Source organism: Sphingobium sp. TB-6, assembly GCF_012927365.1.
Classification (GTDB): Bacteria; Pseudomonadota; Alphaproteobacteria; order Sphingomonadales; family Sphingomonadaceae; genus Sphingobium.
On sequence record NZ_JABBGL010000007.1, the window covers coordinates 151,783 to 172,784 of the forward strand.

28 protein-coding genes are annotated in these 21,002 nt (G+C 64.0%); 19 read left to right on the plus strand and 9 right to left on the minus strand.

Annotation, left to right across the window (positions count from 1 at the left end):
- Positions 1 to 128 precede the first annotated feature (128 nt).
- The 6 genes from pal to ybgC form a co-directional block, all read right to left on the minus strand.
- The gene (pal, locus tag HHL26_RS11870; protein ID WP_066553204.1) at positions 129 to 638 is read right to left on the minus strand and encodes a peptidoglycan-associated lipoprotein Pal; all 510 of its coding nucleotides are present in this window, start codon (positions 636 to 638) and stop codon (positions 129 to 131) included.
- 71 nt (positions 639 to 709) lie between these two features.
- Entirely contained in the window at positions 710 to 2,044 is a 1,335-nt protein-coding gene (gene tolB / locus HHL26_RS11875) for a Tol-Pal system beta propeller repeat protein TolB (protein WP_237229871.1), read from the minus strand.
- 11 nt (positions 2,045 to 2,055) lie between these two features.
- Complete coding sequence (locus HHL26_RS11880; RefSeq protein WP_066553211.1) at positions 2,056 to 2,970, minus strand: TonB C-terminal domain-containing protein; 915 nt, start codon at positions 2,968 to 2,970, stop codon at positions 2,056 to 2,058.
- An 18-nt stretch (positions 2,971 to 2,988) separates the two neighbouring features.
- Positions 2,989 to 3,456, minus strand: coding sequence for a protein TolR (gene tolR / locus HHL26_RS11885; RefSeq protein ID WP_066553219.1), 468 nt, complete (start codon positions 3,454 to 3,456; stop codon positions 2,989 to 2,991).
- Between the two features lie 115 nt (positions 3,457 to 3,571).
- On the minus strand, positions 3,572 to 4,291 hold the full coding sequence (tolQ, locus tag HHL26_RS11890) for a protein TolQ (protein ID WP_066553221.1): 720 nt from the start codon (positions 4,289 to 4,291) through the stop codon (positions 3,572 to 3,574).
- Positions 4,288 to 4,758: a tol-pal system-associated acyl-CoA thioesterase gene (gene ybgC / locus HHL26_RS11895; RefSeq protein WP_066561246.1), complete on the minus strand. Its 471-nt coding sequence runs from the start codon at positions 4,756 to 4,758 to the stop codon at positions 4,288 to 4,290. Before ybgC ends, tolQ begins: the two co-directional genes overlap by 4 nt.
- A gap of 183 nt (positions 4,759 to 4,941) precedes the next feature.
- On the opposite strand from ybgC, the gene HHL26_RS11900 reads away from it, so the two are divergent.
- Positions 4,942 to 5,820: a 3-hydroxybutyryl-CoA dehydrogenase gene (locus tag HHL26_RS11900; RefSeq protein WP_066553223.1), complete on the plus strand. Its 879-nt coding sequence runs from the start codon at positions 4,942 to 4,944 to the stop codon at positions 5,818 to 5,820.
- Between the two features lie 81 nt (positions 5,821 to 5,901).
- Here HHL26_RS11900 and pspF read toward each other — a convergent pair whose 3' ends face one another.
- Positions 5,902 to 6,924 carry a phage shock protein operon transcriptional activator gene (pspF, locus tag HHL26_RS11905; RefSeq protein ID WP_066553225.1) on the minus strand — a complete coding sequence of 341 codons (1,023 nt, stop codon included), beginning with the start codon at positions 6,922 to 6,924 and terminating at the stop codon, positions 5,902 to 5,904.
- A 176-nt stretch (positions 6,925 to 7,100) separates the two neighbouring features.
- Between pspF and HHL26_RS11910 the strand changes: the two genes are divergently transcribed.
- From HHL26_RS11910 to HHL26_RS11945, 8 genes are all read left to right on the plus strand, one after another.
- Positions 7,101 to 7,274: a hypothetical protein gene (locus tag HHL26_RS11910; protein ID WP_169576121.1), complete on the plus strand. Its 174-nt coding sequence runs from the start codon at positions 7,101 to 7,103 to the stop codon at positions 7,272 to 7,274.
- 39 nt (positions 7,275 to 7,313) lie between these two features.
- Positions 7,314 to 7,982: a phage shock protein PspA gene (pspA, locus tag HHL26_RS11915; RefSeq protein ID WP_066562067.1), complete on the plus strand. Its 669-nt coding sequence runs from the start codon at positions 7,314 to 7,316 to the stop codon at positions 7,980 to 7,982.
- A gap of 3 nt (positions 7,983 to 7,985) precedes the next feature.
- On the plus strand, positions 7,986 to 8,267 hold the full coding sequence (gene pspB, locus HHL26_RS11920; protein WP_066560788.1) for an envelope stress response membrane protein PspB: 282 nt from the start codon (positions 7,986 to 7,988) through the stop codon (positions 8,265 to 8,267).
- A 1-nt stretch (position 8,268) separates the two neighbouring features.
- Positions 8,269 to 8,649 carry an envelope stress response membrane protein PspC gene (gene pspC / locus HHL26_RS11925; RefSeq protein ID WP_066560785.1) on the plus strand — a complete coding sequence of 127 codons (381 nt, stop codon included), beginning with the start codon at positions 8,269 to 8,271 and terminating at the stop codon, positions 8,647 to 8,649.
- Positions 8,650 to 8,803: 154 nt separating this feature from the next.
- Positions 8,804 to 9,055 carry a hypothetical protein gene (locus HHL26_RS11930; RefSeq protein ID WP_066560782.1) on the plus strand — a complete coding sequence of 84 codons (252 nt, stop codon included), beginning with the start codon at positions 8,804 to 8,806 and terminating at the stop codon, positions 9,053 to 9,055.
- 36 nt (positions 9,056 to 9,091) lie between these two features.
- Positions 9,092 to 9,325 (plus strand): hypothetical protein, encoded by a 234-nt coding sequence (locus HHL26_RS11935; protein WP_066560779.1) that lies wholly within the window; start codon positions 9,092 to 9,094, stop codon positions 9,323 to 9,325.
- A gap of 57 nt (positions 9,326 to 9,382) precedes the next feature.
- Complete coding sequence (locus tag HHL26_RS11940; RefSeq protein ID WP_066560776.1) at positions 9,383 to 9,811, plus strand: SufE family protein; 429 nt, start codon at positions 9,383 to 9,385, stop codon at positions 9,809 to 9,811.
- A 67-nt stretch (positions 9,812 to 9,878) separates the two neighbouring features.
- Positions 9,879 to 10,373 (plus strand): hypothetical protein, encoded by a 495-nt coding sequence (locus HHL26_RS11945; protein WP_066560774.1) that lies wholly within the window; start codon positions 9,879 to 9,881, stop codon positions 10,371 to 10,373.
- Positions 10,374 to 10,422: 49 nt separating this feature from the next.
- On the opposite strand, the gene ggt is transcribed toward HHL26_RS11945, so the two are convergent.
- Both ggt and HHL26_RS11955 read right to left on the minus strand, forming a co-directional pair.
- The gene (gene ggt, locus HHL26_RS11950; RefSeq protein WP_066560771.1) at positions 10,423 to 12,123 is read right to left on the minus strand and encodes a gamma-glutamyltransferase; all 1,701 of its coding nucleotides are present in this window, start codon (positions 12,121 to 12,123) and stop codon (positions 10,423 to 10,425) included.
- A gap of 48 nt (positions 12,124 to 12,171) precedes the next feature.
- Positions 12,172 to 13,209 (minus strand): quinone-dependent dihydroorotate dehydrogenase, encoded by a 1,038-nt coding sequence (locus HHL26_RS11955; protein WP_066562066.1) that lies wholly within the window; start codon positions 13,207 to 13,209, stop codon positions 12,172 to 12,174.
- Positions 13,210 to 13,675: 466 nt separating this feature from the next.
- On the opposite strand from HHL26_RS11955, the gene HHL26_RS11960 reads away from it, so the two are divergent.
- The 10 genes from HHL26_RS11960 to HHL26_RS12005 all read left to right on the plus strand — a co-directional run bounded on the left by HHL26_RS11960 (position 13,676) and on the right by HHL26_RS12005 (position 21,002).
- A complete protein-coding gene (locus HHL26_RS11960) occupies positions 13,676 to 14,506 on the plus strand; it encodes a helix-turn-helix domain-containing protein (protein WP_082748951.1) in 831 nt (276 codons plus the stop codon).
- A 104-nt stretch (positions 14,507 to 14,610) separates the two neighbouring features.
- Complete coding sequence (locus HHL26_RS11965; RefSeq protein WP_066562065.1) at positions 14,611 to 15,021, plus strand: Rrf2 family transcriptional regulator; 411 nt, start codon at positions 14,611 to 14,613, stop codon at positions 15,019 to 15,021.
- Positions 15,018 to 16,502: a Fe-S cluster assembly protein SufB gene (gene sufB / locus HHL26_RS11970; protein ID WP_066560766.1), complete on the plus strand. Its 1,485-nt coding sequence runs from the start codon at positions 15,018 to 15,020 to the stop codon at positions 16,500 to 16,502. Before HHL26_RS11965 ends, sufB begins: the two co-directional genes overlap by 4 nt.
- Before the next feature lie 32 nt (positions 16,503 to 16,534).
- Entirely contained in the window at positions 16,535 to 17,002 is a 468-nt protein-coding gene (locus HHL26_RS11975; protein ID WP_257721802.1) for an endonuclease domain-containing protein, read from the plus strand.
- A complete protein-coding gene (locus tag HHL26_RS11980; protein WP_066560757.1) occupies positions 16,999 to 17,454 on the plus strand; it encodes a hypothetical protein in 456 nt (151 codons plus the stop codon). Before HHL26_RS11975 ends, HHL26_RS11980 begins: the two co-directional genes overlap by 4 nt.
- An 18-nt stretch (positions 17,455 to 17,472) precedes the next feature.
- Positions 17,473 to 18,219 carry a Fe-S cluster assembly ATPase SufC gene (gene sufC, locus HHL26_RS11985; RefSeq protein ID WP_066562063.1) on the plus strand — a complete coding sequence of 249 codons (747 nt, stop codon included), beginning with the start codon at positions 17,473 to 17,475 and terminating at the stop codon, positions 18,217 to 18,219.
- The gene (locus HHL26_RS11990) at positions 18,216 to 18,968 is read left to right on the plus strand and encodes a SufD family Fe-S cluster assembly protein (protein ID WP_066560754.1); all 753 of its coding nucleotides are present in this window, start codon (positions 18,216 to 18,218) and stop codon (positions 18,966 to 18,968) included. Before sufC ends, HHL26_RS11990 begins: the two co-directional genes overlap by 4 nt.
- Positions 18,965 to 20,170, plus strand: coding sequence for a cysteine desulfurase (locus HHL26_RS11995; RefSeq protein WP_066560751.1), 1,206 nt, complete (start codon positions 18,965 to 18,967; stop codon positions 20,168 to 20,170). Before HHL26_RS11990 ends, HHL26_RS11995 begins: the two co-directional genes overlap by 4 nt.
- Positions 20,167 to 20,631 (plus strand): SUF system Fe-S cluster assembly protein, encoded by a 465-nt coding sequence (locus HHL26_RS12000; RefSeq protein ID WP_066560748.1) that lies wholly within the window; start codon positions 20,167 to 20,169, stop codon positions 20,629 to 20,631. The genes HHL26_RS11995 and HHL26_RS12000 overlap by 4 nt, the downstream gene beginning before the upstream one ends.
- Complete coding sequence (locus HHL26_RS12005) at positions 20,631 to 21,002, plus strand: iron-sulfur cluster assembly accessory protein (protein WP_066560745.1); 372 nt, start codon at positions 20,631 to 20,633, stop codon at positions 21,000 to 21,002. The genes HHL26_RS12000 and HHL26_RS12005 overlap by 1 nt, the downstream gene beginning before the upstream one ends.

Consider the following 21,002-nt stretch of genomic DNA (forward strand, 5'->3'; position numbering starts at 1 on the left):
CACCAAGGCGGGCGGCAAGCAAAAGTCTTCCCCCGGCCTGAGAATCTGTCGGCGGGAAAAGAAAAGACCCGCCGGCCGAACGACCGGCGGGTCATGAAGCACAGGTGCGACCCAAAAGCTTCAGATGATCAATATTGGACGGTGACCGTCACTGCGCGGCGGTTCTGCGCCCAGGCCGTTTCGTCCGATCCCAGCGCGGCAGGGCGTTCCTTGCCATAGCTGACGGTGGTGATGCGGCCGGCGTCGATGCCGAGCGATGCGAGATAATTCTTCGCCGCATTGGCGCGGCGCTCACCCAGCGCGATATTGTAATCGCGGGTGCCGCGCTCGTCGCAATGCCCTTCGATGGTCACGCGGACATTGGGGTTCTGTTGCAGCCAGGCGGCCTGGCTTTGCAGGATTTGCTGGTCCTGCGCGTCGACATCATATTGGTCGGTGCCGAACAGGATGCGGTCCGACGATACCGAGGCGACGAAATCCTCCTGGCTGCCCTTGACCGGGCCAGAGGGCGCGGTCGGGCCCGTGGAAGCCGATGTGTCGCCACCGGGTGCGGGCGGCAATTCTTTCGGCGGCTTCTTGGAGCAGGCGGCAAGAGCCACGATGGCGGTCGCCACCAGCAAGGTGCGGGAAAGTTTCATCGGGTTGCTCCTCAACATTTTCTAAAAGTCGTTACGCAGTCGGGACGATTCGGTTCCGATCATGATGCAGATTAAGGCAGTAGCGGACCCCAGGCCGGGTCGGAGCCGCTCAAGGGCGTGGGTATCCGCCGCTCGTTCACGCCGGTCAGGTCGACCTGCCACACCTGGCTGTTGCCGTCGCGGCCCGGCGTGGTGCGGAAAAATTGCAGCACGCGGCCATTGGGCGACCAGCTCGGTTGCTCGTCCTGCCAGCCATTGGTCAGGATGCGCTCATTGTCGCCCGTGGGCGTCATCACCGCGATCTTGAATTCGCCCGAAATCTTGGTGAAGGCGATCAGGTCGCCGCGGGGGCTCCATTCGGGCGTCGCATAGCGGCCGCCGCCATGGCTGATCCGGCGCTGGCCCGAACCGTCGGCGTTCATGACATAGACCTGCTGGCTGCCGGAACGGTCGCTTTCGAACACGATCTGGCGGCCGTCGGGCGAATAGCTGCCGCCGACATCGATGCCCGGCGCCGTGGTCAGGCGCACTGGTGCGCCGCCGGTGGCGGAGACGCGATAGACGTCGGTATTGCCCGCGATCGCCATGGAGAAGAGGATGTTGCGTCCGTCGGGCGACCAGCGCGGCGCGAAGGTCGGGTTGTTGCTCTCCGTCACCAGCCGCTGCCGTCCGGTGCCGATGTCGTAAATGTAGATGCGCACCCGGTTGTTCAGGTAGCTCACATAGACGATCGACTTGTAATCGGGCGCGAAGCGCGGGGTCAGCGCGATCGACTGGCCATTGGTGATGAAGCGGTGGTTGGCGCCGTCCGAATCCATGATGGCGAGGCGCTTGGTGCGGTTCCCCTTGGGGCCGCTTTCCGCGATATAGGCGATGCGGCTGTCGAAGAAGGGGCTTTCGCCCGACAGCCGCGCATAGATGGCGTCGGCGCATTTATGCGCGGCCCGGCGCCAGTCGCGGGGGGCGACGACATAGCCCTGCCGCGTCAATTCCTGCTTCAGCGCCACGTCGTAGAGATAGCAGCCGACGGTGATGTCCGCCTCGCCGCCCGTGGTGCGCACGAAACCCTGCACCAGCGCCTGATAGGCGCCCCATTTGTCATAGGCGGGACTGGTGACTTCGGGAAAGGCGATGGTCGGGATGCCGTTGGGGCCGGAGGGATCGAACAGGCCCGACCCCTTGAGGTCGGCGGCGATCACTTCCGCGATCTTGCGGCCCAGTTCGGTCGAGCCGCCTGCGGGCGTCGAGACTTCCGCCTGCGCGGGCAGCGCGGGGACGACGATCTTGAGGTTGGAGGAGGATTCGTCCGTCACGTCGACGCTGAGCTGTGCCGAAACGGCGGGCGCGAACGCCAGCAGCAGCGCCCCCAGCGTGGCCCCAAATGCGGCCCGAGCCTTTCCGGTCATGAAGGGTGGCGTCATTGCGATAGCCTCTTGTCGAAGGAGATGCGGAGGGATTTCCAGCCATCATAAAGATCGGGCGGCAGCTTGAAAGGCGCGGCGAGGCGGATCGCCTTTACCGCCAGTTCCTGATGCAGCGTCACCTGCGCGCGGTTGCTGGCGGTGATGCCGGTCGTGTTCACGACCTGCGGCTGGCCCGCCAGTGATCCGTCGCGGGAAAGCTGCACGTCGACGAAGGTGCGGAGCTGCTCGATGTCCGCGCCGCTCGGGGATTTCCAATAGGGCTTGAGCTGACGGCGGATTTCCGCGTCCAGCGCGGCCTTCTGCGCCGGACCCATGGCGGCGGCGGGCGGCGGCGCGGGCTTGCGCGGGGCGTCGTCCTCCGCATTGATGCCCTTGAGGAAATCCTTGCCCAGCAGCGATCCCTTGGGCTTGTCCGCCTTGCCCTGCCCTGAGGCGCGGTTGGGGGAGTCGGGCTTCGGCTTGGCCGCTGGCTTTTGCGATGCCTTGGCGGGCGCGGCGGCAGCGGGCTTTGGCTTTTCGGGCGCGGGTTTCGGCTTGGGCTTGGCTGCGGGCACGTCCTTCTTCGGCGGCGCGGGCGTGGGTTTGGGTGGCGCAGGCTTCGCCACCGGCTTGGGTGGCGCGGGCGGCGCCGGGGTTGGTTCGGGCTGGGGTGCTGGTTCCGGCGCGGGCGCGGGTGAGGCATCCTCGGTCGGGCCTTGTTCCGGCGCGACGCTGGGCGGCGGCGGCTGGGTCGAGACCTGCGGTGCCATGGATTTCAGCGCGACCTCATCCACCAGGCTGACGTCCATCGGCGGCGAATTGAGCTTCAAGGGGTTGGGTGTAGCCAGAAAACCGGACGAGAGCAGGCCGAACAGCAGGACATGTCCCGCCGTCGCCACGCCAAGGCCGATTTTCTCCGCGCGATCCATGGGCAAGACCTATGGCCCCTATTCTGAACCGCTGCTGACAGCGGACCCTTGCTCCGTGCCGGTGCTGACCAGTGCGACCTTGTTCAGGCCTGCACGGTTCAACTCGCCCATGACCAGCATCACCCGGCCATAGTCCAGCCCCTTGTCGGCGCGCAGGAAGATCTGCGGCGGCTGCGCCTTGCCGGCGTTCGCGGACATGATCTCGGCCAGGCGGCCGGGCAGTTCGGCATCGCTGATCTGCGTGTCATCGATGAAGACGCCGCCGTCACGGTCGATCGACACCACGGTGGGCTTCTGGTCCTGATCCAGCCCCTTGGCGCGGGTTTCGGGCAGGTTCACCGGTACGCCGGTCACCAGCAGCGGCGCGGTCACCATGAAGATGATCAGCAGCACCAGCATGACGTCGACCAGCGGCGTGACGTTGATGTCCGCCATCGGCGCGCGATGACGGCCACGGCGACCGGATGGAGGACCGGACATGGCCATTATAACCGCCCCTCCGTCATCCCAGCGGAAGCTGGGATCTCGTGCCTCAAGCGCCGCCCTATCCGGCCTGAGATCCCAGCTTCCGCTGGGATGACGGTGTTGAAGGACAACATCGTCACCGCTGCGCCTCCAACTCGCGGCTGAGCGTCGAATAGAAATTGTCGGCAAAGCGCGTCAGCCCGGCCTCCATCCGGTTGATGCCATGGCTGAACCGATTATAGGCGATCACCGCCGGGATCGCCGCGAACAGGCCGATGGCGGTGGCGAACAATGCCTCCGCAATGCCCGGCGCCACGACCGCGAGGCTGCTGTTCTGTTCCGCCGCGATGGAGGTGAAGGCGCGCATGATGCCCCAGACGGTGCCGAATAGACCGACGAACGGCGCGACCGATCCGATGGTGGCCAGGATGTTCAGCCGATCCGACAGCCGGTCGACCTCCGCGCCGATGGTGCTGGTCATGGCGGTGGACAGGCGGTCGCGCGTTCCGTCGCGGTCGATCACCTTCTGCGCGGTCGAGCGGCGCCATTCGGTGACGCCTGCGGCCATCACCTTGGCGGCGGGAAATTCGGACTTGCCGCGCGCTTCGTAGAAGCGGTCGATATCCTCCGCCTTCCAGAAATCGCGTTCGAAGGCGGCGCTCTGCCTGCTGGCCTTGCGCAGCGTGAAGCTGAAGCCGATGATCATCGCCCAGGTCCAGATGCTGGCCAGCAGCAGGCCCAGCATCACCACCTTCACGACGATGTCGGCCTGAAGGAACAGGGCCAGCGGCGAAATGGTGGCGGCTTGCGCGGCGGTGCCGACAGCAAGGCCAACGTCGGGCATCGAAAGGCTCATGGGTTGATGTCTTCCCCTCTCATCAAACGGCTGAAAATGTCGATCCAGGGCTTGGGTTGCCGGCGCGGGCGGCCCTGGGGCGTCAGAAAGGCGACGGAAACCGTGCCTTGCGTCAGTAATTCCTCATCGCGCATGACCGTCTGATGAATGGAACATGAAGCCGCGCCGACCTTCGTCACGCGGCTCACCACCATCAGGACGTCGTCCAGCCGCGCGGGGCGGCGATAGTGGAGTTGCAGGTCGGTGACGGCATAGACGCCCTCTCCCCCCTCCAGATTGCCGCGCTGGTCGATCCCGGCGATGCGCAGCATGTCCGACCGCGCCCGCTCCATATAGCGCAGATAATTGGCGTGATAGACGAGGCCGGACAAATCCGTATCCTCGAAATAGACGCGCAATGGAAAATGATGCACGGCGGCGATGAACCTTCCGGTCGCCGGCGCGGGCAGCAGGTCTGAAACGGACATGCCGGGGCTTTTAACCATCAAGCAGGCGCGGCGCAAAGCCGGAAATGACCGAAAGAAAAGCGCTCCGCCGACCGTCCAGGGCTTTCCGTCCGCTTTCGCCCGGCCCGGAAGCTCTGGCGGCCCGCCTGTCATGGCGCTACGGGGGCTGGCGACGAGCGATTTTAGTGCAGGAGGGTTTCGGGAATGACGGATATTCGGACAGTGGGCGTGATCGGCGCGGGTCAGATGGGCGCGGGCATCGCGCAGGTGGCGGCGCAGGCGGGCTATGAAGTGATCCTGTCCGATGTTGACCTGCCCCGCGCGCAAAAGGGCCGCGACGGCATCATCCGCCAGTTCGCCAAAGCGGTGGAAAAGGGCAAGCTGGCGCAGATTGACGCCGACGCCGCCATCGCCCGGATCACGCCGGTGGGCGAAGTCGCGCCGCTTGCGGCTTGCCAATTGGTGATCGAAGCCGCGACCGAGCGCGAGGAGATCAAGCGCGCCATCTTCGCCAATGTCGGCGCATTGCTGGCGGACGATGCGATATTGGCGTCGAACACCTCCTCCATTCCGATCACGCGGCTGGCGCAGGCAGCGCCGGATGCGGGCCGCTTCGTGGGCGTGCATTTCTTCAATCCCGTGCCGGTGATGGCGTTGGTCGAGGTTATCCGCGGACTTGCCACCAGCGCTGAAACCGTGGCGGCGGTGGAGCGCTTCGCCGCGAGCCTGGGCAAGCAGGTGGTCCATGCCTTCGACGCGCCGGGCTTCGTGGTGAACCGCATCCTTTTGCCGATGCTCAACGAAGCGATCTTCGCGCTGGGCGAGGGCGTGGGCAGCGTGGTCGATATCGACAAGGGCGTGATGCTGGGCCTCAACCATCCGATGGGGCCGCTGACGCTGGCGGATTTCATCGGTCTCGATACCTGTCTGGAGATCTGCAAGGTGCTTCAGAACACGACCGGCGACCCGAAATATCGCCCTGCACCGCTGTTGGTGAAATATGTCGAGGCTGGCTGGCTGGGCCGCAAGACGGGCAAGGGCTTCTATGACTATTCCGGCGCGGAACCTGTGCCGACGCGGTAGAAGATTGAGTGCTCCTGCGAAGGCAGGAGCCCAGTCCCGCCATCTGAACTGGGCTCCTGCCTTCGCAGGAGCACGTTTTCCCTACCCCGCGCTCAACCCATGCTTCTTCATGCAATGGCGAAGCTGGTCATAGGTCAGCCCCAATCCCTTCGCCGTCGCACGTTGATTATAACGGAAACGCTCCAGCGCCGCCCGCACGATCGCCGCCTCATGCGCATCCACGGCGGATTTGAGGTCGGTGATCGCGTCATGACCGTTCGCTACGGCAGCCGGTGAGCCCATGGGCGCAGCTTCGACCACCGCCTTCCCGGACATCAACGGCTTGGGCTTCCAGGGCGAGGCGAAGGGATCGAACACGATCGCCGCGATCGGCCGGGTCGGGTCGTTCCAGCGATAGACGGCCCGCTCCACCACATTGCGCAATTCGCGCACATTGCCGGGCCAGTCATGCGCTTCCAGCTCGGCCATGCAGGCGGCGGAAAAGCCGGGCCATTGCGGCCAGGCGATCTCCGCCGCCATGCGCCGTCCGAAATGATCGGCCAGCACCGGGACATCCCCCTCCCGCCCTCGCAGCGGGGGCAAGGTGATCACCTCGAAACTCAGCCGGTCCAGCAGATCGGGCCGGAACCGCCCGGCATCGGCGGCGGCTGGCAAATCCTCATTGGTCGCCGCCACGATCCGCACATCCACGGTCAGCGGCTTCGATGCCCCGATCCGCGTGACCTCCCCATATTCGATCACGCGCAGCAGCCGTTCCTGCGCCGCCATGGACAGCGTGCCCAGCTCGTCCAGGAACAGCGTGCCGCCATCGGCTTCCTCGAACCGCCCGGCCCGTGTCCGCGCCGCGCCGGTGAAGGCGCCCTGCTCATGCCCGAACAGTTCCGCCTCGATCAGCGTTTCGGGCAGCGCCGCGCAGTTCATGATGATCAGCGGCCCGTCCCAGCGCGGCGACAGGCGGTGGAGGCGCTCGGCAATCAGTTCCTTGCCGGTGCCGCGCTCCCCGATCACCAGGATCGGCCGGTTGAGTTCCGCCGCCCGCCCGGCCTGCTCGACCGCATCCAGAAAGGCCAGCGACTGGCCGACGAACTGGGTATTTTTCTCCATGCCCCAACTTATGGTGAAATTTCCCACCTTTCGGCAAGAGCTATTCTTGGACAACCGTAAAAAACGGCGCAACTCCGCCATTTCCGAAAATTGGCACGCCTTCTGCAAAGTCGGAAAGCGAAGCCGCTGACCCATCAAGCGGCACGTCAATGAAGGCCAAGGTTCAGGAGTTTACCATGGAAAAGCAAAGCAACAGCGTTCGCGAAATCGGCCAGTTCCTGTCCGTCGTCATCGCCTCCGTCCTGTTCGGATCGACCCTGATCCTTTCGGCGGTCGGCCCGGCGCGCGCCAGCGAAGTCCCGATGCTCGCGACCCATGATTGCCCCGCGGCGCTGCGTTATCTGGCGTAAGGCCGCACCCAAACAAGTCGTACCAGGAGTGAAGTTCAAATGGGTATTTTCTCCCGCACCCGCGACATCATCGCCGCCAATGTCACCGACCTGCTCGACAAGGCGGAAGACCCGGCGAAGATGATCCGCATGATCATCCTCGAAATGGAGGAGACGCTGGTCGAGGTGCGCGCCTCCGCCGCCCGCACCATCGCCGACCAGAAGGAAATGCGGCGCCATATCGCCAAGCTTCAGGGCTTGCAGGATAGCTGGACGGAAAAGGCCCAGCTCGCGCTCAGCAAGGATCGCGAGGATCTTGCCAAGGCCGCGCTGGTCGAAAAGCAGAAGGCGGCCGACATGGCGGAACAGCTTTCCCACGAGATCGAGGTGCTGGACGAAGCGCTGCGTGCCTCGGAAGAGGATATCGCCAAGCTCCAGGCCAAGCTGCGCGAGGCCCGCGCCCGTCAGAACAGCCTTGTGACCCGGATGGAAAGCGCCCAGAATCGGCTGCGCGTCCGCGAAGCCTATGCCGGTGAAAAAGTGAATGACGCCTTCGCCCGCTTCGACATGCTGGAGCGCCGCGTGGACATGGCCGAAGGCCGCGCCGACGCCGTAACTTTGGGCCAGCAGCCCAAGACGCTGGAAGAAGAGATTGCCGAGCTGAAGGCGTCCGACAAGGTCGATGCCGAACTCGCCGCGCTCAAGGCCAGCATGCAAAAGGGAGAGTGACGCATGGAGGACGTGTTCCTGCCCATCATGATCTGCGGCATGCTGTTCATCGGCATGCCCTGGCTGATCTTCCACTATGTCACCAAGTGGAAGCAGGCGCCCAAGATCACCGATGAGGACGAGAAGCTGCTGGACGATCTTCACCTGCTCGCCCGGCGGCTGGAGGAGCGGTTGCAGACGGTCGAACGGATCGTCGCCGCCGACAATCCCGATTTCCGTCCCGCCCGTCCGTCGCAAGACGATGGCTATGAATTCGACCGCCAAAATCCCGACAGGAGGAATTGAGATGGCTGCCCGTCGTACCAAATTCTATCTCGACAAGCAGAATGGCAAGTGGATGGGCGTGTGCGCCGGCATTGCCGACTATACGGGGATCGACGTGCTGTGGGTCCGGGTCGGCGCGGTGCTGGTGACGCTGATGGGAGCCTTTCCCTGGACGCTGATCGCTTATTTCGTCGTCGCCTATTTTGCCGAGAACAAGCCGCTGGGCCTTTATGCGGACCGGGATGACGAGAAATTCTGGCAGGGCGTGCGCACCAACCCGGCGCGCTCCACCCGCGATGTGCGGTCCAAGTTCCGCGACATCGACCGGCGCCTGGCCGACATCGAAACCTATTATACCAGCCGCAACACGCGCCTGGCCGATGAGATCGACAGCCTGCGTTGAGCGGCAAAGGGGACGCCGTTCATCGAACCGATAGCGGCGCCGGTCGAAACCAGGCTGCGTGACTTCATGAAAACGAAAAGCTGAAGGCGCCGCATCGGTTGCCGCACAGCTTGCCGCCTTGGGCGCGCCGAAGCGGAGCAAGGGAGACAGACAGATGAATCCGTTCGAAATGGTCGTCGCCATCGTCGCGATCACCGCCATCGCCAGCGTCGTCCGCGCCAAATATGGCGTCGTGCGCCGGCACAAGGGCGAAGACTTCGTGTCTCGCGGCCCCGATCCGGAAGCGGAACGGCTGCAGGCGGAGGTGAAGGCGCTCAAGGATCGCGTCGCCGTGCTGGAACGGCTGGCGACCGACGGCTCCACCGCGCTGGAGCGGGAATTCGACAAGCTCAGGGACCGCGACTGACGCGGCCTGAAGGAAACATGCCTTAGGGAGGACAATATGCAGGACCCCCTTATCACTCTGACATTGGCGGTGGCGGGTTTGTCGGGACTCGTCATCGTCGCCATGACCACCCTGCGGGGCTGGAACGGCTGGCTGGATCTCAAGCGCGCGGAACTGGCGCGGCGGACGGATGAAACCGCGCCGCCATCGGCCGCCACGCGGATCGAGGTGGCGGACCTCAAGGAACGCATCCGCAAGCTGGAAGCCATTGCCGCGGGCGTGGACCTCTAATGCTTCGAAGGAGGAAAAGCGGCTTTCTTCCGCCGCTTTTCCTCCTATATGGCGGCTATGACCGATCACGCCGTCCTTGCCGATCTTTACGAGGAATATGAATTTCTCGATGCCGACGACCGCTATCGGCTGCTGATCGATCTTGGCCGGGCTCTGGAACCCATGCCCGACGCACTCAAGACCGATGCGACGCTGGTCAGGGGCTGTTCGGCGGCGGTGTGGGTCTATCCCACGGTGCTGGACGCCGATTCCGCCGATGGGGGCCGGCTCCATTTCCTGGCGGACAGCAATGCGGCGATCACCAAGGGGATTATCGCGCTGGTGCTGCTGACGGTGCAGGACCGGGCGCCCGCCGCGATCGCCGCGACCGACATCGAATCTGCGCTTTCGCCCTTCGATCTTCGCAACCAGCTCAGCTCCAACCGGACGCAGGGTATTCCCAACATGATCGCGCTGATCCGGGAAACCGCCTCGCGCTATAGCTGAACCGAGGGAAACCGGGCCCGGCTGATGCGTTCTCCTCCCGTAATGACGACGGGATAGGAGAGAAAAGATGCGCACCCTCTGGGCACTGGCCGCCGTGGGACTGGTCGCTGCCTGCTCCTCGCCGGAGGACAAGGCGCCGACCCAGCGCGACCAGATCGGGCAGGTCTGGAAATATGAGAGCGGCGAGCATGGAAAGGTCAAGGTCGCCTATATCGGCAGCGCCAACACGGTCCAGACCATGACGGCGGCGGACACTTTTTCCGTCCTGCTGGTCCAGCCGATGGAAAAGGGAGAGGCGGACGTCACCGTCAAGCTGGTCGGCGCGCCTTTTACCTGCGACCTGTCCGATTGCAGCGTCACGGCCACCACGGATGACGGCAAGACGCATGAATGGAAGGGACGGATGACGGATAATAAGGACGGCATCGAAGTCCTGCCCGCAGCCGGAGCCTATGGCGCGATCAAGGACAGTAAGACGATCAAAGTGAATCTGGTGGTGGGACCGAAGGACAAGAGCTTCCCCTTCCAGTTCAATGTCGCCGGGCTGGATTTGAAGGGGTGAAGCATTGCCGTGTTCCTGCCTTCGCAGGAACATGACCCGCCAAGACGCTTCACTCCTGTAACGACACACCCGGACTGCGCGGATCGGCGCCGCCGACCCAATGGCCGTCCGCTCTCCGCTCCGCCGCATTGGCCTTCAGGCCGAAGCGGTTGATCGATACCTTGTGCCCCAGCTTCTCCAGCGGCGCCTTCATCGCCTCCAGCGACGTGCCCTGTTCCAGCACTAGCCCGTCCTTGTCGAAGAATTCGAACCCCAGCGCGATCGAATCCTGCGCGGACAGCCCCCAGTCGAAATGCGCGATCAGCGCCTTTGCGACCTGCATGATGATGGTCTTTCCCCCCGCCGCGCCGACGGTGAAGATGGGCGTCCCCGCCGCGTCATAGACGATGGTGGGCGACATGGACGACAGCGGTCGCTTGCCCGGCTCGACCCGGTTGGCGACGGGTGCGCCGTCCTTTTCGGGCGTGAAGCTGAAATCGGTCAGCTCATTGTTCAGGATCACGCCATTGGCCACAAGCTGGCTGCCGAAGAAGCTTTCGATGGTGGAGGTCCAGGCGGCGATATCGCCATTGCGGTCCACCGCGACGAAATGGCTGGTGCCCGATTCCGGCTGGGGCAGGGCGGCGGTGCGCTTCCCCGCGCCAGGCGGCGTGCCGGGGCGATAGTCATTGAGCGCCTTGCCCATGGAAATCAGCGCCGATCTCTGCTTCAGATAGGCGGGATCGATCAACCCGGCGATCGGCACCGACACGAACTCGGGATCGCCCAGATAAGTGTCGCGATCGGCATAAGCGAGTTGCATTGCCTCCCCGATCACATGCCAGGACCGGGGATCGTCCTTGCCCCATTGCGCCAACGGGAATCGCTCGACCATGCCCAGCACCTGCAAAACGGTGATCCCGCCCGCCGAAGCCGGACCCATGCCGCAGACCGTATAGATGCGATAAGGACCACAAACCGGCTTGCGTGGCTTGGCCTGATAGCCAGCGAGGTCGGCCTCCGTCATCGGCACCGGGTTTTTGGGCGCGTTGCTGACCGTTTCGGCAATCGCCCTGGCATTGTCACCCAGATAGAAGGCGTCCGGCCCCTCCGCCGCGATTCGCCTGAACAATGCGGCGAGCGGCGGGTTCTTGAGGATCGTCCCCATCGGCGCGGGCTTGCCGTCGATCCAGAAATATTTCTGGATTTCGGGAAAGTCCGCCCAGACCGGCGCCACCGCCTTCATCGCCGTGTCGAGCCGCTGGCGCAGTTCGAACCCCTGTTCGGCAAAGCGGATGGCGGGCTGGAACAGGTCGGCCCAGGGCAGCTTGCCCCATTTGCGATGCGCGTCCCAGGCCAGCCGCAAATTGCCGGGCACCCCGACGGAATAGCCGCCCGGCCATGCTTGGCGGAAGGGCAGGGGTTGGCCGTCCGCCCCCATGAAACGGTCGGGCCGCGCTGCCGCCGGGGCGGTTTCGCGCCCGTCGATCGATTCCAGCACGCCGGTCCGCCCGTCATGATGCATCAGGAAGCCGCCGCCGCCGATGCCGCTATTATGCGGTTCGACGACATTGAGCGTCAGCATCATGGCGATGGCGGCGTCGGTGGCGCTGCCGCCCCTGCGCAATATTTCCTGCCCGGCCTCGGCGGCGCGGGGATCGGCGGCGGAGACGGTGACGTTGACCGAAACCGGCTCCCGCGCCGCGAGCGGGGCAGGAACGAGGGCATAAAGAGCGAAGGGAGCCAGCAGGCCGAAAAGGCGAGAAGTCATGTCCGGCACCCTAATCGCTGCGTTGCGGTCTGCAACCCATATGACGGATCAGGCGTTGATACCCACTATCTCGCTGATATTCCTGACCCCGTCACGCGCCATCAGCGCTTTCAGGCCCGCATTGATCCGCTTGGCGAGATAAGGCCCCTCATAGACCAGGGCGCTGTAGAGCTGGATCAGGCTCGCCCCGGCGCGGATGCGGGCATAGGCCTGCTCCGCATTGGCGATGCCCCCCACGCCGATCAGCGGCAGGCGCGTGCCTAGCGCCCGGCGGAAGTCGCGCAGTTTTTGCAGCGCCAGATCGTGCAGCGGCGCGCCCGACAGGCCGCCCGCCTCGCCAGCCTGCGCGGACCGCAGCGAAGGCCGGGAAATGGTGGTGTTGGAAACGATCAGCGCGTCGATCCGGTGGTCGAGACAGGCGGCGGCGATATCCTCGACATCGGCTGGTTCCAGATCGGGGGCGACCTTCAGGAAAATGGGAGTGCGATTCGATCCCCGCGCCGCCATGACCGCGCCCAGCAACTGGTCCAGCGCGGCCCGATCCTGCAAGGCGCGCAGCCCCGGCGTATTGGGGGAGGAGATGTTGACCGTCAGATAATCGGCCAGCGGCGCCATGCAGATCACGCCCGTGGCATAATCCGCGATTCGGTCGGCGGCATCCTTGTTGGCGCCGATATTGATGCCGATGACCGGACCGCCTGGCCGCTTGCGCTTCGCGATCCGCTCCGCCGCCGCCGCCTGGCCGCCATTGTTGAAGCCCATGCGGTTGATCACCGCCCGATCCTCGACCAGCCGGAACAGCCGGGGCAGCGGATTGCCCGGCTGCGGCAGCGGTGTCAGCGTCCCCAGTTCGGCAAAGCCGAAGCCCAGCCCGTGCATCTTGTGCGCGACCAGCCCTTCCTTGTCATAACCCGCCGCCAGACCCACCGGATTGGGAAAGGCGATGCCCGCCACCGTCTGCGCCAGCATCGAATCGGGTTCCAGCGCGGGAGGCACCGGCATCAGGCGCAGCAATTTGATGGACAGATGATGGGCGCGCTCGGCTTCCAGCGCGAAAAACAGGGGGCGGATCAGGCTGTAGGACATGGCGGCGCTATGCCAGCGCGGAAGGCCGGCGTCGAGTCGCTGTTGCAACGCGGCAACAGTGGGGAAGGATCGTCATTTCTTAACAAGATTCATTGGGATTCGTCCCGTTTTGGTCCGGCTAATGTCCGATCCATCCAATAAAATTTCCCCGATTCGGACGTAAGAGAGTCCTGCGACCCGAAGGCTCTAGGCCATTTGGCTGACGAGACCTTTTCCTGACCCGGCGGTGAAAACTGCCGGGTCATTTTTATGAGACGTCCCGTTCCATCGTCTCCGGACAGGACGGAAAGTGATATTCCGTTAAGCATAGCCCTTGCACCTTGGCGGCGATGGCGCATATTGCGTGCTGGGGTGAGATATGGGGTCGCATAACAGCGAAGCGCCCGGGGGGGCGCCAAATATCACGGCAAAAGATGGTCAGGCGCCATTGTCCTATACCGTCGATGCGGCGCAAGGACCGGTGCGTTTGCGCTACTTCGCGCTGCCCGAACAACTCAACGCCTATTTCGGCTCGCTTTATATCTTTACCGAAACGGCCGATCATTATTCCGATGTGACCCGCGCCGACGTGCCGCAACTTCGCTTCATGCTGGAAAATAGCGGCGACTATCATTTTCACGACGGAAAGATCGCGCCGACCCCTGAAGTCTGCCTGTTGGGTCCGACCCTGGGCGCGACCCGGTTCGAATTGAACGGCCCCGGCCGGGTGGTCGGCATTTCCCTGCTTCCGGCGGGATGGATCGCGCTGCATGGGGGCGATGCCAGTGCCCTGACCGATCGGGTAAAGGATATGGGGCATCTTCCGGGATATCGGGATCTGCTGGAAAAGCTGCGCGCCGCCGCCGATGCGGAGGCGATGGCGGCGCTTTGCTGGTCCTTCCTGGCGGAAAGGCTGGTCCCGCTGCCCGAATCGACATGGCGGCTGCTGGAGGCGGTGGACGGCTGGCTGATGGGGGAAGGCTCCCCGCGGATCGAGACCTTGGCCGATATCACCGGCCTGTCGCCGCGCCAGCTCGCCCGGCTCACCAACAAATATTATGGCTGCCCGCCCAAGCTGCTGGCGCGGAAATATCGCGCGCTCCGGTGCAGCGCGCGGATCGCGCTCGACCATGAAAGCTGGCAGGCGCTGTGCGATGACGGGCGCTTCTACGACCAGTCGCATTTCATTCGGGAGATCAAGCATTTCATCGGCCTGACCCCGCATCAGTTGCAGACTGAACCGAGCGCCGTGGCGCAGCTCACCTTGCTGCGCCGGTCGCTGGGCGGAGACGTGGCTGTGATCAACCGTTTCAGCTAGCGCCCTCACCCAAGCAAAAATGCCTTGATTCCGTCCGCTGGCGGGACCACATGCCAATCGGATTGATTCGATCCGATTTGAGAATGGTTCGCAAGACGCAGGTCATGAGGCTTTCGAGTTTCGCAGATTATGCCGTGGTGCTGATGTCGGCCGCCGCTCGCCATTGCGGTGCGGCGAAGATGAACGCGACCACGCTGAGCGCCGAAACCGGCATTCCGCTGCCCACCGCGCAGAAGCTGGTGAGCCGTCTTTCTGCCGCCGGCCTGCTCGAATCGAGCCGGGGCACCGGCGGCGGCGTGCGTCTCAGCCGTCCTCCCGCCGCGATCACGCTGGCCGATGTGGTGGAGGCGGTGGAAGGCCCCATCGCCATGACCGCCTGCGCGGACCATGGCGCGCATGACTGCTCGCTGGAGCAGGACTGCCGCGTGCGCCCGCATATGAACGTCGCGAACAATGCGATCCGATCGGCTTTGGCCCGGGTGACGATCGCCAGCCTTACCAGAGAAATGGCATGACCGAAGAAGCAACCACTGTTCGCAATCTCGAAGCGCATGAGGCCGCCGATCGCGCCTCCACCTACGAGCATGGCTGGTCCTCGGCCATCGAGCAGGACTTCGCGCCCAAGGGGCTGAACGAAGATACGGTCCGCTTCATTTCGGCCAAGAAGAAGGAACCGGAATGGCTGCTGGCATGGCGGCTGAAGGCCTTTGCCCTATGGCAGACGATGGACCCGCCGGAGTGGGCCAAGCTCAACATCCCGCCGATCGACTATCAGGACGCCTATTATTACGCCGAGCCGAAGAAGAAGGCGGAGCTGAATTCGCTGGATGAGGTCGATCCTGAGATATTGGCGACCTATCAGAAGCTGGGCATTCCTATTGCCGAGCAGGAAGTGCTGGCTGGCGTCAAGGGCAGCCGCAAGGTCGCGGTCGACGCGGTGTTCGACAGCGTCTCGGTCGCCACCACCTTCCGCAAGGAGCTGGAGGAGGCGGGCGTCATCTTCCGCTCGATCAGTGAGGCGGTGCGCGAATATCCCGATCTGGTGAAGAAGTGGCTGGGCAAGGTCGTGCCGATGCACGACAATTATTTCGCGACCTTGAATTGCGCGGTCTTTTCCGACGGCACCTTCGTCTACATTCCCAAGGGTGTGCGCTGCCCGATGGAACTCAGCACCTATTTCCGCATCAACGCGGAAAATACGGGGCAGTTTGAACGCACTTTGATCGTTGCGGACGAGGGGGCGTATGTCTCCTATCTCGAAGGCTGCACCGCGCCGATGCGCGACGAGAATCAGCTCCACGCCGCCGTGGTCGAACTGGTCGCGCTGGACGATGCGGAGATCAAATATTCCACCGTCCAGAACTGGTATCCCGGCGATGAGAACGGCAAGGGCGGCATCTATAATTTCGTGACCAAGCGGGCGCTCTGCCAGGGCCGCAACAGCAAGGTCAGCTGGACCCAGGTGGAAACCGGCTCGGCCATCACCTGGAAATATCCAAGCTGCGTGCTGAACGGCGAGAACAGCGTGGGCGAGTTCTACTCGGTGGCGCTGACCAACAACATGCAGCAGGCCGACACCGGCACCAAGATGATCCACAATGGTAAGGGCAGCCGCTCGACCATCGTGTCCAAGGGTATTTCGGCGGGGCGGTCGAACAACACCTATCGCGGCCTGGTGCGCGTGGCGCCGGGCGCGGAGGGCGTGCGCAACTTCACCCAGTGCGACAGCCTGCTGCTGGGCGACCTGTGCGGCGCGCATACCGTGCCCTATATCGAAGTGCGCAATCCCTCCGCCCAGATCGAGCATGAGGCGACCACCAGCAAGATCAGCGACGACCAGCTTTTCTACGCGATGCAGCGCGGGCTGGATCAGGAAAGCGCGGTCTCGCTGATCGTGAACGGCTTTGCCAAGGAAGTGCTGCAACAGCTCCCGATGGAGTTTGCCGTCGAGGCGCAGAAGCTGCTGGGCATTTCGCTGGAAGGGTCGGTCGGTTGAGGGAGTTGACGCCTCTCGATCAGGCAAAGCGCTTGGGCTCCCCTCCCCTTCAGGGGAGGGGCCGGGGGTGGGGGCTGTCGACTGGACGCCTCGCTCAGTTAGCGGCTTTCGCTCGCGAAATGCGCCGCGAACCGACCGAACCGGAAAAGCGCCTCTGGTCAAAGCTGTCCCGCTCACAACTCGGCGGTTACAAATTCCGCCGCCAGACCGTGATCGGTCCGTTCATTGCGGATTTCCTCTGCCCGCAAAAAGCGCTGATCGTCGAAGTCGATGGCGATACGCATAGCGTGGAATCGAACAAGGCGCGTGATGAGGCGTTGAATGCAATGGGCTACAGCATCATTCGCATCGCCAACCATGACGTGAGGCAGAATATCGAAGGGGTTTGCGCCGCGATCCTTGGCGCGCTCCAACAGGCGCCGGATCGTTGGGCGAGCCCCCACCCCAACCCCTCCCCTGAAGGGGAGGGGCTTTCCCACTCTCAAGGACAATCACGTTGAGCGACGAAGACGATATTCAGGATGCCCTCGCCGATTTTGCGGAGGATGTCGGCAATGGCCAGGCATGGACCGCCGCGATCCGCATCCTGACCGAGGATTATGAGCTGGAAGAGGGCGAGCTTGCCGCCCGCGCCGCCAAGGATTTTGGTGATCTCGACGCCTATCAGGCCGAATGCCGCGCCGCGCTGGAGCAGGGCGATGTCGCCTTCACCGAGAAGCTGCGCAGCGACAAGACCTTCCACAAGGCCAAGGCGCCCAATCTCGCCCGCATGGGTCCGGTGACCGAATTCGTGACCGGCCTGCTGGAAAAGGGCGCGCCCGAAGCCGGCGCCGACTGGTGGCCCTATATGCCGATCAAGCGCCACATCGACACGCTGTTCCCGGCGCCGGGCGATGTGCGGGACATGGCTTTCTGGACCGCGCGGACGCTCCAGCGCGCGCAGAGTCGTTGATTTTTTGGGGTGTGAATGATGCTGACGATCGATAATCTCTCGAACGAAATCGACGGCAAGGCGATCCTGAAAGGACTGTCGCTCTCCATCAAGGCGGGCGAAATCCATGCGATCATGGGGCCGAATGGCGCGGGCAAGTCGACGCTGGCCTATACGCTGGGCGGCCGTCCGAACTATGACGTGACCGGTGGCACCGCGACCTTCGAAGGGCAAGACCTGTTCGAGCTGGAGCCGCATGAGCGTGCCGCCGCAGGGCTGTTCCTGGGCTTCCAATATCCGGTCGAGATTCCGGGCGTCTCCAACCTGCAATTTCTGCGCGAGAGCCTCAATTCGCAGCGCCGCGCGCGGGGCGAGAAGGAACTGAACGGCGGCGAATTCATCAAGCTCGCCAAGGAAAAGGCCGCCCTGCTCGGCCTCGACATGGAGATGCTGAAGCGTCCGGTGAATGTCGGCTTTTCGGGCGGCGAGAAGAAGCGCGCCGAAATGGTGCAGATGGGCATTCTCGACCCCAGGCTGGCGATATTGGACGAGACCGACTCCGGCCTCGACATCGACGCGCTCAAGATCGTGGGCGCGGGCATCAACGCCATCATGCGCAAGCCCGACAAGGCGGTGCTGCTCATCACCCACTATCAGCGCCTGCTCGACTATGTGAAGCCGGACTTCGTCCATGTGCTTGCCGGCGGTCGGATCGTGAAGTCGGGCGGCCCCGAACTGGCGCTGGAGTTGGAGCGCGAGGGTTATGCGGAGGTGGTGGCCGCGTGACCACGCTCACCCTTCCCACGCGCAAGGCTGAAGAATGGCGCTACAGCGATCTCGACGCGCTGGCCGCCATCTGGCCGACGCCCGCGCCGACGCGCATCTATGTGGCCGCTGGGGAAACGGCGCGCCATCATCTGTTGCAGGACGCGGCCGAAGGCGCGGCGGCGGTGCATGACTATGTCATCACCATCGCCGACGGCGCGCGCTGTGATTTCCATGTCCTCAACATCGGCGGTAAATTCGGTCGCGCGACCTTCACCGTCACGCTGGGAAGCAACGCGCATTTCGAGCTGAACGGCGCGATCATCGGTGGCGGCGACCAGACTCTGGAGATCATCACCGCCGTCACCCATGCGAAGCCGGACTCGACCAGCGGCCAGACCATCCGCTCAATCTTGGGCCAGCACGCTACCGGCAGCTATCTGGGCAGCATCAATGTCGCCCGCGACGCGCAGCGCACCGACGCCTTCCAGTCGGTCAAGGCGATGCTGCTCGACCGCACCGCTACGGCCAATGCCAAGCCGGAGCTGGAAATCTACGCCGACGACGTGAAATGCGCCCATGGCGCGACCGTGGGCGAGCTGGACCGCCAAGCGCTCTTCTACATGGCCTCGCGCGGCATGGACCCGGCGACGGCCAAGACGCTGCTCTTGAAAGCCTTTGTCGCGGGCGTGTTCGATGATGTCGCCGACGAAGCGGTCAAGGACAGGCTCGAAGCCGCCGCGATCGCCAAGCTGGAGACGCTGGTATGACCGATCTGGCTCAAGCGTTGCGCTTGCGGGATGATTTCCCCGGCGTCGGCAGCTGGCACTATCTCGACAGCGCCGCCACCGCGCAGAAGCCCAACGCTGTAATCGACGCCATCGCCCGCGCCTATGGCCCGGACTATGCGACAGTCCATCGCGGCGTCTATGAGCGCTCGGCCAATATGACGCTTGCCTATGAGGCGGCGCGCCGCAAGGTCGCGAACTTCATCGGAGCGGCGTCGGACAGCGAGATTGTCTACGTCCGCGGCGCGACCGAGGGCATCAACCTCGTCGCCCAAAGCTGGGCGGGTACGCAGCTTGAAAGCGGCGACCGCATCCTGCTCTCGATGCTGGAGCATCACAGCAATATCGTCCCCTGGCAGATCGTGGCCGAAAGGCAAGGCGCGCAGATCGACGTCGTGCCGCTCACGGCGGACGGCAAGATCGATCTCGACGCCATGCAGGCGATGATCACGCCGCAACACAAGCTGGTCGCGTTGGCCCATGTGTCGAACGTGCTGGGCAGCGTCCTCGATGTGCGCCGCGCCGCCGACATTGCCCACAGCGTTGGCGCGAAGATCCTGATTGACGGCTGCCAGGCCGTCCCGCGCCTTGCCGTCGATGTGCAGGCGTTGGACTGCGATTTCTACGTCTTTTCCGCGCACAAGCTCTACGGTCCTACCGGCATCGGCGCGCTCTGGGCGCGCAAGGATCTGCTCGACGCCATGCCGCCCTATCAGGGCGGCGGATCGATGATCGACAAGGTGACGTTCGAGAAAACCACCTACGCGCCCGCGCCGACCCGGTTCGAGGCGGGGACGCCGCATATCACCGGCGTCGTCGGCCTGTCGGCGGCGATCGATTATGTGCAGGCCATCGGCCTTGACGCGATCCACGCCCATGAATGCGCGCTGGTCGCCAAGGCGCGGGTGGCGCTGGAAAGCCTCAACAGCGTGCGCGTCTTCGGGCCGGAGGATTCGGCGGGCATCCTCTCCTTCGAGGTTGAGGGGGTGCATCCGCATGATGTCGGCACCATATTGGACGAAACGGGCGTGGCGATCCGGGCGGGGCATCATTGCGCGCAGCCGCTGATGCGTCATCTCGGCGTCGAGGCTACGGCACGGGCCAGCTTCGGCATCTACAGCGACGAAAGCGATGTGGATGCGCTGGTCAAAGGCATAGAACGAGTGAGGAAAATCTTCGGATGAGCGAAGAGCGGAAGATATTGATGGAAGAGGTCGAGGCGGTGAACACCCCGCCCAAGGCGCGTGTCGAGGAAGCTTCTGATTCTGGCCAGCGCCAGCGCGACTATCTCGACGGATTCCTGAGCGCCAAGCCCATTGAAACGCCCAAGGGCGAGCCGGGCGGCAGCCTTTACGATGCGATCATCGATGCGCTCAAGGAAATCTACGACCCGGAAATCCCGGTCAATATCTATGATCTGGGCTTGGTCTACGGCGTCGACGTCACGGAGGACGGCCATGCCGTCGTCACCATGACGCTGACCACGCCGCATTGCCCGGTGGCCGAATCCATGCCGGGCGAAGTCGAACTGCGCGTCGGCGCGGTGCCGGGCGTGGGCGATGCGCAGGTGAACCTCGTCTGGGATCCGCCATGGGATCCGCAGAAAATGTCGGACGAAGCCAAGCTCGAACTGGGAATGCTCTGATGACCCCTACTCCCAATGGCGACACCAAAATCCGCGCTCGCCCCGCCGCCGTCATCCTGACGCCCGCCGCCGAGCAGCGCATCGCTGACCTGATGGCCGATGCCCCCGAAGACGCGATCGGCGTCAAGCTCTCCACCCCGCGCCGCGGCTGCTCGGGCCTTGCCTATTCGGTCGATTATGTGAGCGAGGAAGCCAGGTTCGACGAGAAGATCGAAACCCCCGGCGGCACCTTCTACATCGACGGCGCGTCGGTGCTCTATCTGGTTGGATCGACCATGGACTGGGTGGAAGACGACTTCACCGCCGGTTTCGTCTTCAACAACCCCAATGCCAAGGGCAGCTGCGGCTGCGGCGAGAGCTTCACGGTCTGA

Coding starts and splice junctions, on each gene's coding strand:
- sufB (WP_066560766.1), top strand. CDS start 15,018: ATGACCGAAGAAGCAACCACTGTTCGCAATCTCGAAGCGCATGAGGCC.
- pal (WP_066553204.1), bottom strand. CDS start 638: ATGAAACTTTCCCGCACCTTGCTGGTGGCGACCGCCATCGTGGCTCTT.
- tolB (WP_237229871.1), bottom strand. CDS start 2,044: ATGACCGGAAAGGCTCGGGCCGCATTTGGGGCCACGCTGGGGGCGCTG.
- tolQ (WP_066553221.1), bottom strand. CDS start 4,291: ATGAGCCTTTCGATGCCCGACGTTGGCCTTGCTGTCGGCACCGCCGCG.
- HHL26_RS11930 (WP_066560782.1), top strand. CDS start 8,804: ATGAATCCGTTCGAAATGGTCGTCGCCATCGTCGCGATCACCGCCATC.
- HHL26_RS11965 (WP_066562065.1), top strand. CDS start 14,611: ATGAGGCTTTCGAGTTTCGCAGATTATGCCGTGGTGCTGATGTCGGCC.
- pspC (WP_066560785.1), top strand. CDS start 8,269: ATGGCTGCCCGTCGTACCAAATTCTATCTCGACAAGCAGAATGGCAAG.
- HHL26_RS11935 (WP_066560779.1), top strand. CDS start 9,092: ATGCAGGACCCCCTTATCACTCTGACATTGGCGGTGGCGGGTTTGTCG.
- HHL26_RS12000 (WP_066560748.1), top strand. CDS start 20,167: ATGAGCGAAGAGCGGAAGATATTGATGGAAGAGGTCGAGGCGGTGAAC.
- ybgC (WP_066561246.1), bottom strand. CDS start 4,758: ATGTCCGTTTCAGACCTGCTGCCCGCGCCGGCGACCGGAAGGTTCATC.
- HHL26_RS11945 (WP_066560774.1), top strand. CDS start 9,879: ATGCGCACCCTCTGGGCACTGGCCGCCGTGGGACTGGTCGCTGCCTGC.
- HHL26_RS11940 (WP_066560776.1), top strand. CDS start 9,383: ATGACCGATCACGCCGTCCTTGCCGATCTTTACGAGGAATATGAATTT.
- pspA (WP_066562067.1), top strand. CDS start 7,314: ATGGGTATTTTCTCCCGCACCCGCGACATCATCGCCGCCAATGTCACC.
- pspF (WP_066553225.1), bottom strand. CDS start 6,924: ATGGAGAAAAATACCCAGTTCGTCGGCCAGTCGCTGGCCTTTCTGGAT.
- HHL26_RS11955 (WP_066562066.1), bottom strand. CDS start 13,209: ATGTCCTACAGCCTGATCCGCCCCCTGTTTTTCGCGCTGGAAGCCGAG.
- HHL26_RS11900 (WP_066553223.1), top strand. CDS start 4,942: ATGACGGATATTCGGACAGTGGGCGTGATCGGCGCGGGTCAGATGGGC.
- HHL26_RS11880 (WP_066553211.1), bottom strand. CDS start 2,970: ATGGATCGCGCGGAGAAAATCGGCCTTGGCGTGGCGACGGCGGGACAT.
- sufC (WP_066562063.1), top strand. CDS start 17,473: ATGCTGACGATCGATAATCTCTCGAACGAAATCGACGGCAAGGCGATC.
- HHL26_RS11995 (WP_066560751.1), top strand. CDS start 18,965: ATGACCGATCTGGCTCAAGCGTTGCGCTTGCGGGATGATTTCCCCGGC.
- HHL26_RS11910 (WP_169576121.1), top strand. CDS start 7,101: ATGGAAAAGCAAAGCAACAGCGTTCGCGAAATCGGCCAGTTCCTGTCC.
- pspB (WP_066560788.1), top strand. CDS start 7,986: ATGGAGGACGTGTTCCTGCCCATCATGATCTGCGGCATGCTGTTCATC.
- tolR (WP_066553219.1), bottom strand. CDS start 3,456: ATGGCCATGTCCGGTCCTCCATCCGGTCGCCGTGGCCGTCATCGCGCG.
- HHL26_RS12005 (WP_066560745.1), top strand. CDS start 20,631: ATGACCCCTACTCCCAATGGCGACACCAAAATCCGCGCTCGCCCCGCC.
- ggt (WP_066560771.1), bottom strand. CDS start 12,123: ATGACTTCTCGCCTTTTCGGCCTGCTGGCTCCCTTCGCTCTTTATGCC.